This window comes from Borreliella afzelii, from assembly GCF_014202295.1.
In the GTDB taxonomy this organism is placed as follows: domain Bacteria; phylum Spirochaetota; class Spirochaetia; order Borreliales; family Borreliaceae; genus Borreliella; species Borreliella afzelii.
Window position 1 is genome coordinate 365,993 of sequence record NZ_JACHGM010000002.1, and the last position, 16,637, is coordinate 382,629.

Here is a 16,637-nt window from a genome sequence, read left to right on the forward strand (position 1 = left end):
TATTATTGATTGTATATTAATATAATTATATTTGGAATTAAAGATAAAATAAACATTATAAAAAAATATATTGGTTCGTTTTCTAATATATTGATTTTAGGGTTTTTATCAAAGTTTTTTTTTATCGATGTTATTAATATTAAAGCTACTAGTATGCCAAGTGCAGACAGAATAAGTATTTCTAATCCTTCAAAAAATCCGTTGTTCTTATCAAGCGCAAAAAATGTTATTGCAATTAAGCTGCTATTTGAAAGCATAAAATCGTTTGAATAATTTGATTTTCTGTTGTAAACAATAAATATATCATTTATTACTTTAAATAATAATATCAACATGTAAATTAAAATTACATAAAAAATTGGCATTAAGAATAATAAATTGTTCTTTGCAAGCAGTTTATAAAAATAAAATGATATTGAATATATTAATAAGGAGGTAATTGTTATTAGGACATATTTTTTAATTAAGATTACATTATTTTTTATTTTTATGTCCTCAAATCCAACAAAGTGTATTAAAGTTAAGTTGTTAATAATCAAGCATGTAATCAAATTATTAATCATAGTTTTATTATATCCTTTTCATTTTTAAAAGGGGTTTTAAGTGCTTTTTCTTTATTTGTTTTCCAAAAATGTATTATTTTTTTAATTTTAAAGGTTAAACTGTATTTTTTTATTAAGTTTGAGCTTGCTTGTAAAATAAAAATAGATATTATAACCGATAAAGTTTCAAAAGGAATATAGCTTAATGTTAAAAAGTATATAAATGCCAATAGTGTTCCGTAGAGTATTTGCTCAAATTTGAAATGTGGTGTTATTTGTACTTCTGTTGCAATTGTAAAAATTAGGAGCATTGGTATTGGAGAAATAAGTAATGTTAACATATCTGAGCTGATGTGACTTAAGGCTCCCATATTATGCATTATGTATGAGATTGTCATTAAACTTATATAAAATGACAATGGTATTAATTTGTTAATTATATATTTGCCAATTATTAATAAGAGTCCAAAATAAAGCAAGATTGGAGATAATTTTTTTTCATTATTAACTCCTAAAAGACTTTCAATATGAAATCTTGTGACAATTATATTGAAAACGGAAAAAATTTTTTTATTTACAAAGTTTTCAATTGCATCGATTTTTTTGTTTTCATATCTTGTTAGGGTATTCAAACTTTTTAAATTTTTTATGTCTGGATTTGTGTCAATTATTTTACTCCAGGTTGGAATTATTGATGTTGAGTTTTTAAGCGATTCTTGATAGGTTTGTTTAAAACTTGCTGGAAAATTTAATACAAAAAACATAAAAGAAATTAATATAGGATTTGCTAAAAATGTTGATAACCTGAAAAAGTAAAAGAATACTAAAAAAGTAAATAGCAAGGAGGTTATTTTTAGTGTAATTTCTAAATTTAAAGGCAATATAATACTTATCATTAAGGCACTGTAAACGAAAAAAGACAAACATTTGTAATTAATTTTTAGCATTATTGGCATATAGATTGCCACACTAATAAATATTAACAGCAAAGTGTCTATCATGAATTTGGTGTTATTTAGGAAAGAAAATATTAGACTAGGCAATAATGATAGTATGATAATAAAGTATATATCTTTTAAATTGTTTTCAGTATATATTACCCCATTTATTAGGCTTTCATTTAGAATTTTGCCTTTAATTTCTTTTTGAACTTTATGTATTTCTTCTTCTACTTCTTTGTCTGTATATTTAAATATTTTTAATTTACTGTTATCATCTTTTTTTTCATTCTTTAAATATGAAAAAATAATATTTTCCATTTGCAATGGGGAAAAACTGGATATAAACAATGCTCTAATTTTGTCATATATTGATTTCTTTTTTAATATGGTGAGGCTATAAATATCTCTTGTTATTGGTATGTTTAATGTTTCAATTTTTATGTTGTTGGCTGGGTTGTTTAAAAAAAATTCATATTTTTTTGTATCAATTTTTTCATTTATTATTTGGCTAAAAGAAGTTCCAATTTTTACTTTCAGTATTCTACTTTTTATTTTTTTATTTCCATTTATAGCTACAAATTTTTCTTTATAAGGATTGTTGTTTTTTATAACAAGATTTGTGTTATAAAGATCTTCAATATTTGCTAATAAAATATTGTTGTGGGGGTTTATATCATCTTTTGTGTTATTGTTGTTGTATAAAAAGTGCATTATCATTTCATGATTTGTATAAGGATATTCATTTTCTAAAGATTTAATTTTTATTTTTCTGTTTTTAAAAATACTCAAATTTTCTAATTCTTTTTTAAGTTTATCTTTATTTGATATTATTGTTATTTCTTTGAATTTAAATATTTTGTCGATTATTTGGAATCCTGAAAGAATATCTTCTAATTTTTCTGCCATCAGTGCTTCTGAAATATTTGTAAATACATCTTTTCCGTTTGTTAATAAAATCATTTTGTCTATTTTTTTACATTTATTTATGAATTGAAATAAGGAATTTTCGTTAAACCAAGGAATTCCCAGTTGAATTAATTTTGCCAGGGTTTTTTCTCTTGAGATTTCATCTTCTATTGGGGTTTTTTCAGTTTTTATTTTTCCTTGAAATTTGATTAGTGCTGATTTTAATTTTTTTCCATCTGGAAAGTTGGCTGTGTATATTTTTTCTACTATTCCAGATATTGGAGAGTATGTGTATAGTTCTATGTTTGAATTTTTCGATAAAATTTGATTTTCTTCTATTTTTTGTTTTTCAATTATATATATTATGGATTTTGAATTTTCTGTTTCAAGGGGTATTAGGGCATACTCAGGTATTTGAATCTCGTCAATGTTTATCTTGTATTTATTATATTTTTTGAAAATTGTTTTTACTTTTTCTAAGTTTAGCATTAGCTATTTATCCTTGAATATATTTTTTATAGGTTTTTTCATTTATGTTTAAAAGAATTGTAAATCTTATTGCTTTAAATAGGAATAGCAACACAAATAAAGGTAAAGAGAATAAGAAGAGCATTTTGGAATTTTTTTTATCTATGTTGATATTATTTTTGTTTTCTTTATATATTAAGATTGGGTTTTTATTTTTTAAGAACAGGTTTGCAAGATCTTTTTTAAGAGTTTCATCAATAAATGATTTGTCTACTTCGTAAACAGTTTTAGGATTAATTTCTATCTTGTCGTTTTTGATATCAAAGTAATTTTCTTTTATATTTTTAGGAATTTTTCCATATTTAGCGGTAATATTGTATTTTAGTTCGTTTTGATAAATAATATGGGAGACATACCCCACAATATTAGGTATGTCTTTATTATATCCTAGCATTATGTATATATTGTTAGGATTTAAATAATCAAAATGATTTAATTTTTTACTGTAAAGGTAGTTGATGTTTTTATAAGAGTTTAGCATGTAACTTGAATAAGTGAATGGCATTAATGAGAGTATAAATAGTAGCAGATGTATTGCTATTTTTGATTTTAAAGCTTTTTTTTCGTCTTTTTTTTTCTCTTTAATTTCGATCGGGAATAAAAATGTATCTTTAAAATTGCTTTCTGTTTTAATCCAGCTGAAAATTAGGAAAATGCAAAGGGCCGGCATTGCAACAAATGCAATGAAAGTGGGGTCAATATTTGTAGTAAAAAATGTTGTGATTATAATGAAATATAAGGTTGTAAATATAAACAAAAATAATAAGTGTTTTATTTTTGTTATTAGTGTTAAAAAATTTATTTCTTTTAAATATATTTTATTGTAATTTTTGTTAAAATTATTGATTATTAAATATAACAAATAGGAGAGAACTGTAAATGGATAAAAATACATTATTTCTTTGCTTATTATAAAAGTAAGAGATGAAATTAATAAAAAAATTAAAGTAAATATAGAGTTTGTTGGGTCTAAAAAAATTAATAAAATTATTATGATTAAAAATATTATGCTTAAAATGAAATTGATTTTTATTTTGTAGTCAAGAGAATGCATATCGACATTAATATTGAGATCTTTTTTTAGTTGTTTAAAATTTACAGTTTTGAACCTGTTTTCAACATAAAGAAGTTTTTTATCTTCTACATTGAAAAGATTGGGGAGTTTTTTTAAAAATATATTTTTTCTTAGATCAAGATTATTAAGTTTGTTTATTTCATTTATTATGATTTTTTTATTTTCGGGAAAGTCCAAAATGTCAATTTTTGTTGTGTATTCTGAAATTGTTTTGAACCCTAGTGAATTTATATATTCATTAGCAGTTTTTAGATCAGCTTCAGTTGTAAAGTATAATGGGTTGTAATCTCCAAATTGAGCTATATCGCAGGAATTGATAAGTGGCATTGTTGTAATTAAACATAAAAAACTTAAAAAACGTACCATTTATTTTTTTCCTATGCTATAAATAACATACAATATATGCAGAGACTATTCCTATTATTATGCCCGTTAGAACCTCTTTTTTTTTGTGTCCTTTGACCACTTTTATTTTTGTTGTGTCAATTTTTATTTCTTTTTTTAATTTTTCTGATAATGCATTTAAATATTCTGCCTGAACCCCAGACATATATCTTACGCCGAAAGAATCTCTTATTGTAATAAGGGCAAAGGCAAGAGCTATTATAAAATTTGTACCTATTCCTTCAGTTAGTGCAATTGAGGTTGCAAGAGCGGTGACTGTTGATGAATGACTGCTTGGCATGCCCCCTGTTTCTAGAAAAATCTTTTTTAAAAGATGCGTTGGAGTTAGTTTTAACTTTCTTGTTTTTACGGTTTGGATGCTATATTTAATTACTTGCGCAGAAATTCCTGATACAAGACAAGATAAAAAAAGATCGTTGGTAAGCAATGCCCTTATCATTATTAAATCCCCCTTTATATTGCGAATTTACCAGCTTTTATTATTGTGTACTCTTTTCCATTTTTATCTACACCAATAACGTCCAAGTCATCGCTTCCAATCATTAAATCTGTATGTATTAATGAAACGTTACATCCGTAAGCTAGTTTATCAGTGTCGGTTTTTAAATCTTCTTCATTGCTTAAACAAGATGGGTATGCAGCGCCGAGTGCTATGTGGCAACTTGCATTCTCATCGTATAATGTGCTGTAAAAAATAAGATTGCTTTGATAAATAGGGGAGCTGCTGTCAACTAGTGCTACTTCTCCTATATATTTTGCTTGAATGTCGGTTTCGATGTGTGATTTTAATATTTCTTTTTGTTTCTCATCATTGCATCCAAAATCAACGACTTTTCCATTTTCAAATTTTAACCATATTCCAGATATTAGGGTGCCAAGCACCATGACAGGGCGGGTAGCATATACAATGCCTTTTGTTTTTTTATAGTTTGGAGTTGTAAAAACCTCTTCTGTTGGCATATTGGCATTGAATTCTATTTCTGTTCCTTTGACTTTTTCGCTTCCACCTGTCCATAGAGAAGTTTCAAGTAGATATACTTCCAAGTTTGTTTTTTCGTTTTTAAAAATTACTTTTTCTAGGTTAAGTTCATTTAATATTTCACATCTTTTGTGAAGTTTTTTTCCATGGGATTCCCATTCTTTTATTGGATTTTCTCTATCAAGTAACAATATTCTCTTTTGTATTTTAAAAAATTCTTCTAAAGTTTTATTTCCATCTTTTTTATTTAAAACTTTAGAAGCCCATTTTGGACCTGGTGAACAAACAACGCACCAAGCTATTTCGTTGCTCATTATCGCTTGTGATAAGGTTTTACTTGCCAGATTTAATGCTTTTTGATAAATTGACATTTTTTGACCTATGCTATCTTTCAAGTCTTCAAAATTTTCTGTATCATCGACGTTTATTCTTGCCCATTTATCTTGAACCATTTCATCTAAAAAGCTTTTTTCGGCATTTGGAATAAATTCCAAGCTTTTCTCTTGTGAAAATTTTAATCTTGATTTTAAAATATCAATATCTTTAATATTTAGCTTGACATACTTAGCTCCATATTCATAAGCTTTTTTTGCTAATATTTTCAAAAAATTGTAATTTTCGATTGAACCTTGAATTAAAACACATTGATTTTTTTGTAAATTAATTCCTTTTAAAATTATAAGTTCTGCATATTTTATTAAATCTTTTTCCATTTATTATTCCTCCTGAATGGGTTTTCTAAAACATTCTCATTAATGTAATTTGCAACAGCTTCTTCATCATTTGTGCCTATTACTTCTAAGTAAGGTAGCATTGCTTTTAATCTATAATTTGCATTTCCCATTAGTAATCCCTTTTTTACATTTTCTAGCATATCAGTATCATTAAATCCATCACCAAAAGCTATGGTTTCGCTTAAATCAATATTAATAGTTTTAAGAACTTCTTTTAATGCCTTTCCTTTTGAAACTTTATGGTCTACAATTTCTAATGAATTTGGAGTAGAAAGGTATGCATTTATTTCTCCTTTGTATTTATCTAAAATCATTGCTTCATATTCTATTAGGCTCTCTTCTCTGCCAGCTAATATTATTTTTGCAACATTTTCAAAATTTTCAAGCTCGCTAAAGTCTTTAATTTCTTGAATTTTATTAATTGGACTAATTATTTCATGTCTAAAGACATTAGATTCTTTTTTAAATTTTTGGAATTGATCAATTGCAATTTGAGTCTTGATGTCAATATTTAATTGGTCGTCGTATTGATCTGCTTTATGTAAAAAATGAGGTATGTGGCTAAACTTCTCATCTCTTAAACTTAAAATCTTCTTTACTACTTCAGGAGATAAATTATGACTTTTTATTAATCTCCAATCTTGGTTGTAAACTTTTGCTCCGTTTAATGTAATGAAAAATGTAACTTGCAGTTGATCTGTGTTTTTTGTAATTTGAATGATTTCATTTTTGCTTCTTCCTGTTGCTATTATGAATTTCTTTTTTTCTTTTGTTAATTTTTTAATTACAAGTTCTGTAAAGGCTCCAATATAGCTTTTTGATAGCAAAAGAGTGCCATCAAGATCAGAGGCAACCGCTTTAATATTTTTCATATTTTATCCTTTAGGAGTAAATTTCAAGCTAAATTATATCAAATAATTTTTTTTTTTTAAATTGATAATTATTTGGTATAATTGTATTAATAGGGTTTTATAAAGGGGATTTTTTTGGATATTAATAAAAGATTGGATTTGCTTAGAGAGCATATGAAGGAAAATGGGGTTGATGCTTATTTGGTAGCAGGATATGACCCTCATTTTAGTGAATATTCCCATGAAAGGTATAGTACTCGCAAGTTTATTACAGGCTTTTCTGGTAGTTTTGGTACGGTAATTGTAACATTATCCCAAGCTGTTCTTTTCACGGACGGTAGGTACTTTTTGCAGGCCGATCAAGAACTTAAGGGAACTGAAGTTTCATTAATAAAGCTTGGAGTAAAAGGATCTCCTGATGTTTTTACGTATATAAATTTAAATTTACAAGGATTAAAGCTTGGAATTTACTCTGATGAGATTAGCATAAAGTTTTATCAAGAGTTGTGTGAAAAATGTAAAAATACACATATCAAGGTTTTAAATCAAGATCTAATTGATTTAATTTGGAAATCCAGACCTCAGATTGAGTTTAGTCATATAGTTGAATTAATTGATGTTGAAAAAAATAATAAAAGAGTTGAAAAAATTAAGTCTATTTGTTTTTTCTTAGAAAAGAATTTGGCAGATTTTTATGTTATTACTGCTCTTGATGAGATTGCTTGGATATTGAATTTAAGAGGGTCAGATGTTAAAAAGTCAGCATTGTTTTATTCGTTTCTTTTAATATCTAGGAATAAAGATCGAAAAAACGTTCTTTTTATTGATACAAAAAAACTTGATTTGGGTGTTAAAGAAACACTTGAAATGGAGAATTTTGAAATAGAGCCCTATAGTGATTTTTACTGTTTTCTGGATCGGATAAAGCATGAAGGTAAATTTTTTGTTTCATTTTATACTAATGTCAAGGTTTTAAAAGTTCTTGGTGAGACTAATATCATTTTTGGAGAGAGCATTATAGGCAATCTTAAGGCCATAAAAACCGATTATGAAATTCTTAAGATGAAAGAAGCGCATGTTATTGATGCTATTGGTTTGATTAAATTTTTATGTAAGTTTAAAAGTCTGAGTAAGGTTGAATTGGCTGAATTGGATGAAATAGACATTGCTGATATGCTTTTGCATTTTAGGGAGTTGAATAAAGAATTTTTTAGTTCTAGTTTTGATTCAATAGTTGGTTTTAAAGAGAACGGAGCTCTTCCGCATTATAAGCCCAAAAAAGGCAAAAAAATAAATACCAAGGGCCTTCTTTTGATTGATTCTGGAGGCTCGTATTTTGGACTTGGTACGACGGATGTTACAAGAGTTTTTCTAATAGGGAGTGCTTCTAGTGAAGAAAAGCGTGACTATACTTTGGTTCTTAAGGCTTTCATTAGTCTTGCTTCTTTAAAGTTTCCATATGGATCTTCAGGGGCTTTTCTTGATGGAATTTGTAGATTGCCGCTTTTAAAAAATGGGTTGAATTTTATTCATGGCACTGGGCACGGTGTTGGGTTTTTTCTTAATGTTCATGAGCTTCCAGTTTCGATTAGTCCCAATTCCAGTTATCTTTTTAAAGGATCTGAGGTGGTTTCAATTGAGCCTGGTCTTTATCGAACATTTAGCCATGGGATAAGGATTGAAAATTTAGTTTTTGTAAGGCAAGCTTTTACAAATGATTTTGGATCTTTTTTAGAGTTTGAGAATTTAACTCTTGTTCCTTTTGAAAAAGAATTGATAGTAAAAGAGATGCTCTCAGAAGACGAGTTAAATTATGTTAATAATTATCATGAATATGTGTTTTTAGCTTTAAAAGAGCATTTTGATGATGAAGGAGAGTTGGAATTTTTAGCAAAGCTGACAAGTAAAATATGAGATTTATAATTGCATTTTTAATAATTTTAAATCAAGGATTTTCAGACTTGTTTTCTTTGTCGCAAGATATTATTTTTGAGAGTTCTTATGAGATCGCAATTAAAAAAGCCCAAAAATTGGGTAAAAATGTTTTAATTTTGGTTGGCAGAGATATTAAAGAAAATTTAATAAAAGATTTTTTAAATTCTTTTAAAAATGATGAAATTATTCATACGGTATCTAAAAAAAATGTTTTTTTAGTTATTGATAAGGATAATGAAATTTTTAATAAAATTAATCTGCAAAAAAGTCCAACTGTTTTTTTTGTGGATTCTAATAATGAGCAAATAAAGGCAGCTTATGTGGGAACTGTTTTAAACAACATTCAATTTGATAAAGATTTTTTAAGCTATGTTATGGGGGCTATAAAATCAACAAGTGTTTTAAAAAAGCAAAGAAATTATGAAATTAATACTCTTGATGAGAAGATCTTTTTTTATAAAACATTAAAAGGTGATTGGCGATTAAAGTCTTATGGTAAAGACAGAAAGCTTATTCTTTTTGATACAGAACTTAAAGAATTTTTAGTTTTTAAAGATATTGATGAGAACAAGCTTTATGCTATTCCTAAGTCCAGGGTTGGCAATATCTATTTTTCGTTATTGGGAAATGAGGAGTGGAAGCTTTTTGGAAAAATAAAATAAGTGTTTTTTGTTTGAAGGGGGAATGAGCTTTTATGGAAATGGTATTTTATCCTAATGATTTACTTCGCGTTAAGACAAAACAAATCGATAATATTGATAATAAAATTAGAGATTATGCAAAAAAGATGATAGAATTGATGGATATTAGTGGTGGAGTTGGACTGGCTGCTCCCCAAGTAGGCCTTGATTTGTCGATTTTCGTAGTTAGAGAGAATAAAATGGCAAAGCCTTTGGTTTTTATTAATCCTGTAATCACAGAAACTTCTTATGAGCTTAATTCTTACAAAGAAGGGTGTTTAAGTATACCGGGAGTTTATTATGATTTAATGAGGCCTAAGGGTATTGTGATAAATTTTTATGACGAGAATGAAAAATCTTTTACTATAGAAAATTCTGATTTTTTGGCAAGAATTATTCAGCATGAAATGGATCATTTGAATGGAGTTCTTTTTATTGATTATTACGAAGAAAGGATAAAAAATAAATTATTAAAGCCTTATATGAGAGAAAGAGGTCTTAAGGCAAAATGAAAATATTTTTTGTAAGTTCTTCTTCTATTGCTTTAGAGGTTTTCAAGGAGATTGTAAAGCATTATGAAGTGGTGGGAGTTTTGACCTTGCCCGATAAACCTAAAGGTAGAGGACAAAAGTTAAGTCAAAATGTAATAAAGTTAGAAGCTATTGCTAAGAATATTAAAGTTTTTGATCCCTTGATTCTTGATGATAATATATTAAATTTAATTAGGGATTTGAATCCGGATTTAATGTTAGTTTTTTCTTATGGCAAGATCTTTAAAAAAGAATTTTTAGATATTTTCCCAAAAGGATGTATCAATGTTCATCCTTCTCTTTTGCCCAAATATAGAGGTGTTTCTCCTATTCAATCTGCAATTTTAAATGGCGATTGTGTTAGCGGTATTACTATTCAGAATATGGCTTTGAAAATGGATAGTGGAAATATTTTAGTGCAGAAAAATTTTAAAATAAAATCTTGTGATACAAGTTATGATATTTCAAAACTTGTATCAAGTCTTAGTCCAAACCTTGTTTTAGAAGCTTTGGAAAAAATTGGCAAGGGGTTTTTGGGAATTCCTCAAAAATCGAGTGAAGCCACTTTTTGTTCTTTTTTTAAAAAAGAATCGGGATTTGTAGATTTTAATTTAAGTGCATTTGAGATTAAAAACAGAATTAATGCATGCAATCCTTGGCCACTTGCAAGAGCTAGGCTTGATTATGGCGATATTATTTTTCATCGTGCTGATTTTTTGAAAATAGATTTATATAAAGAGAAAAAAGTAGGAGAAATTGTTGATTTTGATTCTGAAAAAGGATTATTTGTTAATACCGGAGAAGGGATTCTTTTGCTTTTAGAAGTTCAAAGGCCCGGAAGAAGGGTTTTAGATTATAAGTCTTTTTATAATGGGAGCAGACAGCTAATAGGACAAGTGTTTTCTTCAATAGGAGGGGTATATTAGTTTTAATAATAATGACAATCTAGAAAATAAATTTTCTAATGAAGATCAATTGTTTAAAAATAAATTAGATCTAATTCAAAGTGATAAAAATTGTAATGATGAAATGTTAATTTTGCCCAAAGCTACAATCAAGGCATTGCTTTTGGTTATTTTTGGATCTTTAATTGTTTCTTTTGCAATTTTCTTTATGGTTTTAGAAAATAAGGAGATTGTAGTTGTTCCAAATCTTTATTCTCTTACTATTGAAGATGCTATTATTGAATTACAGAGAAAAGAATTGATTCCCCACATTGAATTTAAATTTTCTTCAAGTGCTCTTGACAAAGGAAAAGTTATAGAGCAGGGTCCAAAACCAGGAACCGTCTTAAGGCATGGCAATAAGGTTATAATTTTTATTAGCAAAGGGGCTATAATAAACAGAGTCGATAGTTTTATTGGGAAAAACATTGATGATGTTATCATTAATTTAAAGGCTAATTCTTTTGATAATTCTAAATTACTTTACCATATTGTTGAACCTCTTGAGGTTGAGAGTGAATTACCAAGAGGTATAATAATTCGTCAAAATCCATCACCAGGTACTCAAATATCAAGTTTAACAGATCTACAATTTTTAATTAGTAAGGGTAAAGATCGTTTAGATAAGCATGTTAAAAATTATATTGGAATTTATTATAAAGATGCGATTGCTTCTCTTTTGAATGATAACATTAGCTTTGATATTAATTTGGCAAATACAGGCGACTTTGGAAATATTGTTTTTCAGTCTATTCCACCTGGAACTAAAATAAATGAATCAGATAAAATTTTAATTACTATTGCAAAGCCTAAGCTTGACAATAAAATTATTTTTGGGATTTTGACTTATAAATTAAGGCAACATCCATCTTATGTTGATATATCTGTTAGGCTAAAAAGTTTGGATGGTGAAAATTCTTTGATTTATTCCTTTAAGTCAAAAGGAGGGTTGATTAAATTGCCCTATGAGGTTTACAAAGGCTCTACGATCGAACTTTATATTTATGATAAGCTTATCAATAAAACAGTTGTAAATTGATTATGTTTAAATGGATTGATTTTAAATAATAAACAAATTCTAACATTAAATCATATATTAATTAGTTTCGATGCAGTAATAATAGATGCAGCAATTATAGCTGTTTCTGTTCTTAGGATGTTTGGGGATATACTATAAGAGGAAAAATTATATTGTGTTATTAATTGTTTTTCTTTCTCTGTAAACCCTCTCTCAGGTCCCACAATAATGGTTGCATTGTTTGTTTGTTCTATGTCAATTAAATTTTTTTTGCTATTTTTTTCAAGCAATATTTTTATTTCAAAATTTTTTTGTTTAATATATTTAAGGCTGTCTTTTAAATTCCCCATAATTTTTATTTTTGGGAAGTATGTTATTCCTCCTTGCATTGCTCCAGCTATTAAATGTTTTTCGTAATCATTGTTTTTAAAGATTTTAGAATTTAAATATGATTTTTCAGTAAGCTCAGTGTTAAAAAAAATTATTTCGTATATTCCAATGCTAGCAAGTTCTTTTATTATTCTCTTAGCAACAATTGGCCTTATCATCCCAATTAGTACATTTATTTTTTTAAGTTTATTAGATTCTCCTATTTTAAAAATTTTCTTGAAAAATAATTTTTTATCTTTTTTATAAATGCAATGGTAAATGTTTTTTTCTCCAAGAATACCAAATTTAAATTTGTCGTTATCTTTTAATTTTAAGATTTTAACAAGATGTTCTGCTCTAGTGTCATTGAGCGAAATTCCTGTTTTAAATTCATTGAAAGTTATTAACATTAGATTCATTTCTTATAATTCCTTATTATTAATATTGTATTTGTGATATAATTTTAAGTCGATAGGGGGGCATGTAGAATATATGGCTATTTCTTTAACCAAAGAAGATTTTGTTGTTAAAGTTTTTGATTATAAAAATAATAAAGAGTGGAGTTTTAAAGGGGAGAGGCCCGCAATAATTGATTTTTATGCTGATTGGTGTGGTCCATGTAGAATGCTCTCTCCGATTTTTGAAAAACTTTCCAAAAAGTACGAGAATAGTATTGATTTTTACAAAGTAGATACAGACAAAGAGCAAGATATTGCTTCTGTTCTTGGGGTAAAAAGCCTTCCGACTATTCTTTTTATTCCTATTGATGGCAAGCCAAAGGTTTCTGTTGGGTTTTTGCAAGAAGATGCTTTTGAAAATATAATTAAGGATTTTTTTGGTTTTTAGTTTGCAAAATAAAATAATTTAATTTATAGCAATTAATGTATGTTTGTAAGTTATATATGGATTTTTCTAAGGTATAGTTAATTTGTCCAAATCTGATTTGAATTTATTGGTAGAAAATATTAAATTTGAACATCTTAGTATTTTTTATGATTTTATTTTATCTGTTTTAAATACCCTTTCTATTAGTGATTTTGAACTTTCGGTTATTCTTTGTGATAATGTTTATATACAAAAATTGAATAATAAATTTAGAAACAAGAACGAGCCAACCGATGTTCTTTCTTTTAATTATAATGAAGTTAACGAAGATTTGGTTGATGGTATAAATTATAAAATACAAGGAGATCTTATAATATCTTTTGAATATTTAAAATTTAGTGCTCAAGAGTTTAATGTTGAAATTTATGAAGAACTTCAACGTGTCACTATTCATGGGATTTTACATTTAATGGGATATAAACATGAAACTAATGATTTTCAAAAGGAAGGTATGTTGATTCTTCAAGAAAATATCTTAAGAAAAAATAAAAGGGTATTTTAGATGTTGGGATTTTTTAATTTTAAAAACAAAAATAAGAAAAAAGGAAGTCCTGAAAATGATCTTGAAGATAAGTCGAGTATTGAGACTTCTTTGATAAAAAATTTCAATGCCCTTAAAGAGACTATTGTAAAAGAGATTATGATTCCTAGGATAGGGGTTATATTTGTTGATTATGCTAAGAGTAAGGATGAACTTTTAAAGGTTGTAACATCTAGCAGTCATTCAAGATTTCCCGTGTATCACGGTACTATTGACAATATTGTTGGGATAATTCATACAAGAGACATACTATTGCATATGTGTAAAAAAGATTTCTACGAAATAGATTTAAAAGATATTATGCGAAAGGTTATGTTTGTCCCTGAGAGCAAAAAAACAGACTCTCTTTTAAAAGAATTTCAAGAAAATCATGTTCACATTGCAATTGTAGTTGATGAGTATGGTGGAGTTTCAGGGCTTGTAACTCTTGAAGATATTCTTGAAGAGATAGTGGGCGACATTCAGGATGAATTTGACAATGAGCTTGATGAAATAGTTCGTCTTGATGATGGGTCTTATCTTTGTGATGCTAGAATTTTAATAGAGGATTTAAATGAAAAGCTTAATTTAAATTTACCAAATGGGGATTTTGATACTCTTGGTGGTTTCGTTTATGATCTTTTTGGGAGGATTCCTTTGAAAAATGAAAAGGTAGAATATGGTAATTTGGTTTTTTCGATTAAAAATATGCATCAAAGAAATATTAAGGTAATAAAGATTTCCGAGAAGGAAGGTTTATGAAATTTAATCGATTTTTAATGTTATTCCTTTTTAATTTTGGTGTTCTGTTAGGCAGTGATACTACAGCATTAGGGCATTATCAAAAGGCCCATGAGTATTATTTGTCTAAAAGGTATTATGATGCTATTGATGAGCTTGTTGAGGCCATAAAAATTAATCCCAATTATTATGAAGCTTATAAATTTATTGCATCAATTTATTATTCTCTTAAGATATATACTCAAGCACAATTTTTCATAGAGAAAGCTTATAAAATGTCTAACGAAGACACGGAATATAAAATTCTTTATGCGAATATATTATTAAAAAATAATAAAATTGATCAAGCAAAAAAAATCTATTCTGAGGTTTTAGTTAAACAGAGAAACAATATTGATGCTTTGGTTGGACTTGCTTCAATTTTTGAAAAAAATGGATTATTCATAGCTGCTGCTAATTATTATTTATCTATTCTTGATTATAGTCAAAATAATTATAGTGCGTTTGAGCATCTTATTGATATTTATCAAAGGTTAGAAATGCATGACAAGATTAGGCATTTGATAAATAAAGTTAGAATAAATTTTTTATCTTTTCCAGATTTTCATAAAAGAGTAGCCGAATTTTATATTAGCATTAATAATTTAGGACTTGCTGAAAAGTATGCTTTAAATTATTTAGCTTTAATTGAAAGTTCTTACAAAGATTTTGGGGTTGTCGATGCATATCGATTGCTTGCGCTTGTTTATTTGCATGAATTTAAATATGAGGATGCAATAGAAGCATTGCAAAAAGCTATTTTAGTTGATAAAGAGTCCGATGAGCTTTATTATTTATTAGGTTATTCTTACTTGAAATTTGGGAATGTTGAAAAGGCTATTTTAAATTTAGAGCGAGCTAAAAATCTTAAAAAAGATATAGAATTTTATAATATTGCTCTTGAGGAGAGTTTTTTTGCATCTAACTTTAGAAATTTTTTAAAAAATGATTCCAATACTAAAATTTCTAAGCATTATGAAAATGAGGGATCTAAAGCTTTTAAATCTTTAAATTTAAACAAAGCATTGTTTAATACAAAAAATGCTGTTGATATTTGGCCTGATAATGATAGTGCCAGGTTTTTGCTTTCAAAAATATATAAGCTCATGAATTTAGATATTATGGCTTATGAGCAGCTTTTTTATTTAGTAAAACAGAGAAATTCTACTGATTCTAGAATTTTGGATTTTTATGATGTTGTGTCTTTTGATGTTAGAAAGTCTTTATTTTATAAATATGGATATAAAAGTATTGCTGATTTTAATAAACTTTACGATGACAGAATGGTTTATAGAATGGCTATTTTTACTCAAAGTGAGAATAGGTTTTTTGGTGCAAACGATTTGATATTAAGATACGCTGAAAGGGTGCTTGAGCGTAATTTAAATATAGAAATAGTTAACTATAATTTTGATTACAATAAAAATAAAGATTATCTGATTAATAATTTTTCCGAAGGATTTTCTTATTCAAGAAATAATAATTTGGATTTATTTTTAATTTTTGATTTTAAGGCAGATATTTTGAAAAATACAGCTACTTTGGTAGTAAATGTTTTCTCAGGAAAAACAGGGATTAAGGTTGGTTCTTTCTCTTATGATGTGGGTGGTGTTAATTATTTAAGCAATGCTTTAAATTCCCTTTCTAAAGATTTTTATGATTATTTGCCCAAAAAAGGAAAGATTCTTCAAATTAAAAATGATGATACTCTTATTAATCTTGGTCAAGTAAACGGTGTTGTAAAGGGTGATATTTTTTTGATTCTCAAAGAAGGCGCTTTAAACAGTGGTAATAGAGATTCTAGTTTTATTGTTTACAATAAAACAGATATTTTGGGGGAGATTTTAATTGAGGATGTAAGTGATTATATTTCTAGAGGCGCTATAAAATCTTCTACGTTTTTAAAAGATTATATTCAAGAGGGAGCAACTGTGATTGTAAAAAGATAGTTTGACACTTATTATTAATTTATGATTTAATAATTCTAGTAAGAATAAAATCAAAAAAATTGGAGG

16 protein-coding genes are annotated in these 16,637 nt (G+C 27.1%); 9 read left to right on the forward strand and 7 right to left on the reverse strand.

The window, feature by feature from the left end; all coding sequences use genetic code 11:
• Positions 1–2: 2 nt before the first annotated feature.
• The 6 genes from HNP63_RS03910 to HNP63_RS03935 are packed head-to-tail and all read right to left on the reverse strand — an operon-like array spanning position 3 to position 6,982.
• On the reverse strand, positions 3–563 hold the full coding sequence (locus HNP63_RS03910) for a hypothetical protein (RefSeq protein ID WP_004790555.1): 561 nt from the start codon (positions 561–563) through the stop codon (positions 3–5).
• Complete coding sequence (locus HNP63_RS03915) at positions 560–2,878, reverse strand: RnfABCDGE type electron transport complex subunit D (RefSeq protein ID WP_183227256.1); 2,319 nt, start codon at positions 2,876–2,878, stop codon at positions 560–562. Before HNP63_RS03915 ends, HNP63_RS03910 begins: the two co-directional genes overlap by 4 nt.
• 7 nt (positions 2,879–2,885) lie before the next feature.
• A complete protein-coding gene (locus HNP63_RS03920; protein ID WP_011600816.1) occupies positions 2,886–4,358 on the reverse strand; it encodes a hypothetical protein in 1,473 nt (490 codons plus the stop codon).
• 16 nt (positions 4,359–4,374) lie between these two features.
• Positions 4,375–4,836, reverse strand: coding sequence for a divergent PAP2 family protein (locus tag HNP63_RS03925; protein ID WP_004790747.1), 462 nt, complete (start codon positions 4,834–4,836; stop codon positions 4,375–4,377).
• Between the two features lie 14 nt (positions 4,837–4,850).
• Positions 4,851–6,089 (reverse strand): aminopeptidase, encoded by a 1,239-nt coding sequence (locus tag HNP63_RS03930; RefSeq protein WP_011600815.1) that lies wholly within the window; start codon positions 6,087–6,089, stop codon positions 4,851–4,853.
• A complete protein-coding gene (locus HNP63_RS03935; protein ID WP_011600814.1) occupies positions 6,074–6,982 on the reverse strand; it encodes an HAD family hydrolase in 909 nt (302 codons plus the stop codon). The genes HNP63_RS03930 and HNP63_RS03935 overlap by 16 nt, the downstream gene beginning before the upstream one ends.
• A 114-nt stretch (positions 6,983–7,096) precedes the next feature.
• Between HNP63_RS03935 and HNP63_RS03940 the strand changes: the two genes are divergently transcribed.
• From HNP63_RS03940 to HNP63_RS03960, 5 genes are read left to right on the forward strand one after another with little or no spacing between them, the layout of a single operon-like run.
• Positions 7,097–8,875, forward strand: a complete 1,779-nt coding sequence (locus HNP63_RS03940; protein ID WP_183227258.1) for an aminopeptidase P family protein — start codon at positions 7,097–7,099, stop codon at positions 8,873–8,875.
• Entirely contained in the window at positions 8,872–9,558 is a 687-nt protein-coding gene (locus HNP63_RS03945) for a hypothetical protein (protein WP_004790198.1), read from the forward strand. The genes HNP63_RS03940 and HNP63_RS03945 overlap by 4 nt, the downstream gene beginning before the upstream one ends.
• A gap of 32 nt (positions 9,559–9,590) precedes the next feature.
• Positions 9,591–10,088 (forward strand): peptide deformylase, encoded by a 498-nt coding sequence (gene def / locus HNP63_RS03950; RefSeq protein WP_015055280.1) that lies wholly within the window; start codon positions 9,591–9,593, stop codon positions 10,086–10,088.
• Positions 10,085–11,032 (forward strand): methionyl-tRNA formyltransferase, encoded by a 948-nt coding sequence (fmt, locus tag HNP63_RS03955; protein WP_011600809.1) that lies wholly within the window; start codon positions 10,085–10,087, stop codon positions 11,030–11,032. Before def ends, fmt begins: the two co-directional genes overlap by 4 nt.
• Positions 11,033–11,081: 49 nt before the next feature.
• Positions 11,082–12,089, forward strand: coding sequence for a PASTA domain-containing protein (locus HNP63_RS03960; protein ID WP_073999232.1), 1,008 nt, complete (start codon positions 11,082–11,084; stop codon positions 12,087–12,089).
• Between the two features lie 50 nt (positions 12,090–12,139).
• Here the strand turns inward: HNP63_RS03960 and HNP63_RS03965 are convergent, their stop codons facing one another.
• Complete coding sequence (locus HNP63_RS03965) at positions 12,140–12,856, reverse strand: 16S rRNA (uracil(1498)-N(3))-methyltransferase (RefSeq protein ID WP_183227260.1); 717 nt, start codon at positions 12,854–12,856, stop codon at positions 12,140–12,142.
• 73 nt (positions 12,857–12,929) lie between these two features.
• Here HNP63_RS03965 and trxA point away from each other — a divergent pair, with 73 nt between their 5' ends.
• The 4 genes from trxA to HNP63_RS03985 all read left to right on the forward strand — a co-directional run bounded on the left by trxA (position 12,930) and on the right by HNP63_RS03985 (position 16,571).
• Positions 12,930–13,283, forward strand: a complete 354-nt coding sequence (trxA, locus tag HNP63_RS03970) for a thioredoxin (protein ID WP_015055275.1) — start codon at positions 12,930–12,932, stop codon at positions 13,281–13,283.
• An 82-nt stretch (positions 13,284–13,365) separates the two neighbouring features.
• Positions 13,366–13,824: an rRNA maturation RNase YbeY gene (ybeY, locus tag HNP63_RS03975; protein WP_011600806.1), complete on the forward strand. Its 459-nt coding sequence runs from the start codon at positions 13,366–13,368 to the stop codon at positions 13,822–13,824.
• Positions 13,825–14,604: a hemolysin family protein gene (locus HNP63_RS03980; RefSeq protein ID WP_011600805.1), complete on the forward strand. Its 780-nt coding sequence runs from the start codon at positions 13,825–13,827 to the stop codon at positions 14,602–14,604. It begins immediately after the preceding gene.
• Positions 14,601–16,571, forward strand: a complete 1,971-nt coding sequence (locus HNP63_RS03985; RefSeq protein WP_183227262.1) for a tetratricopeptide repeat protein — start codon at positions 14,601–14,603, stop codon at positions 16,569–16,571. Before HNP63_RS03980 ends, HNP63_RS03985 begins: the two co-directional genes overlap by 4 nt.
• Positions 16,572–16,637: the final 66 nt, after the last annotated feature.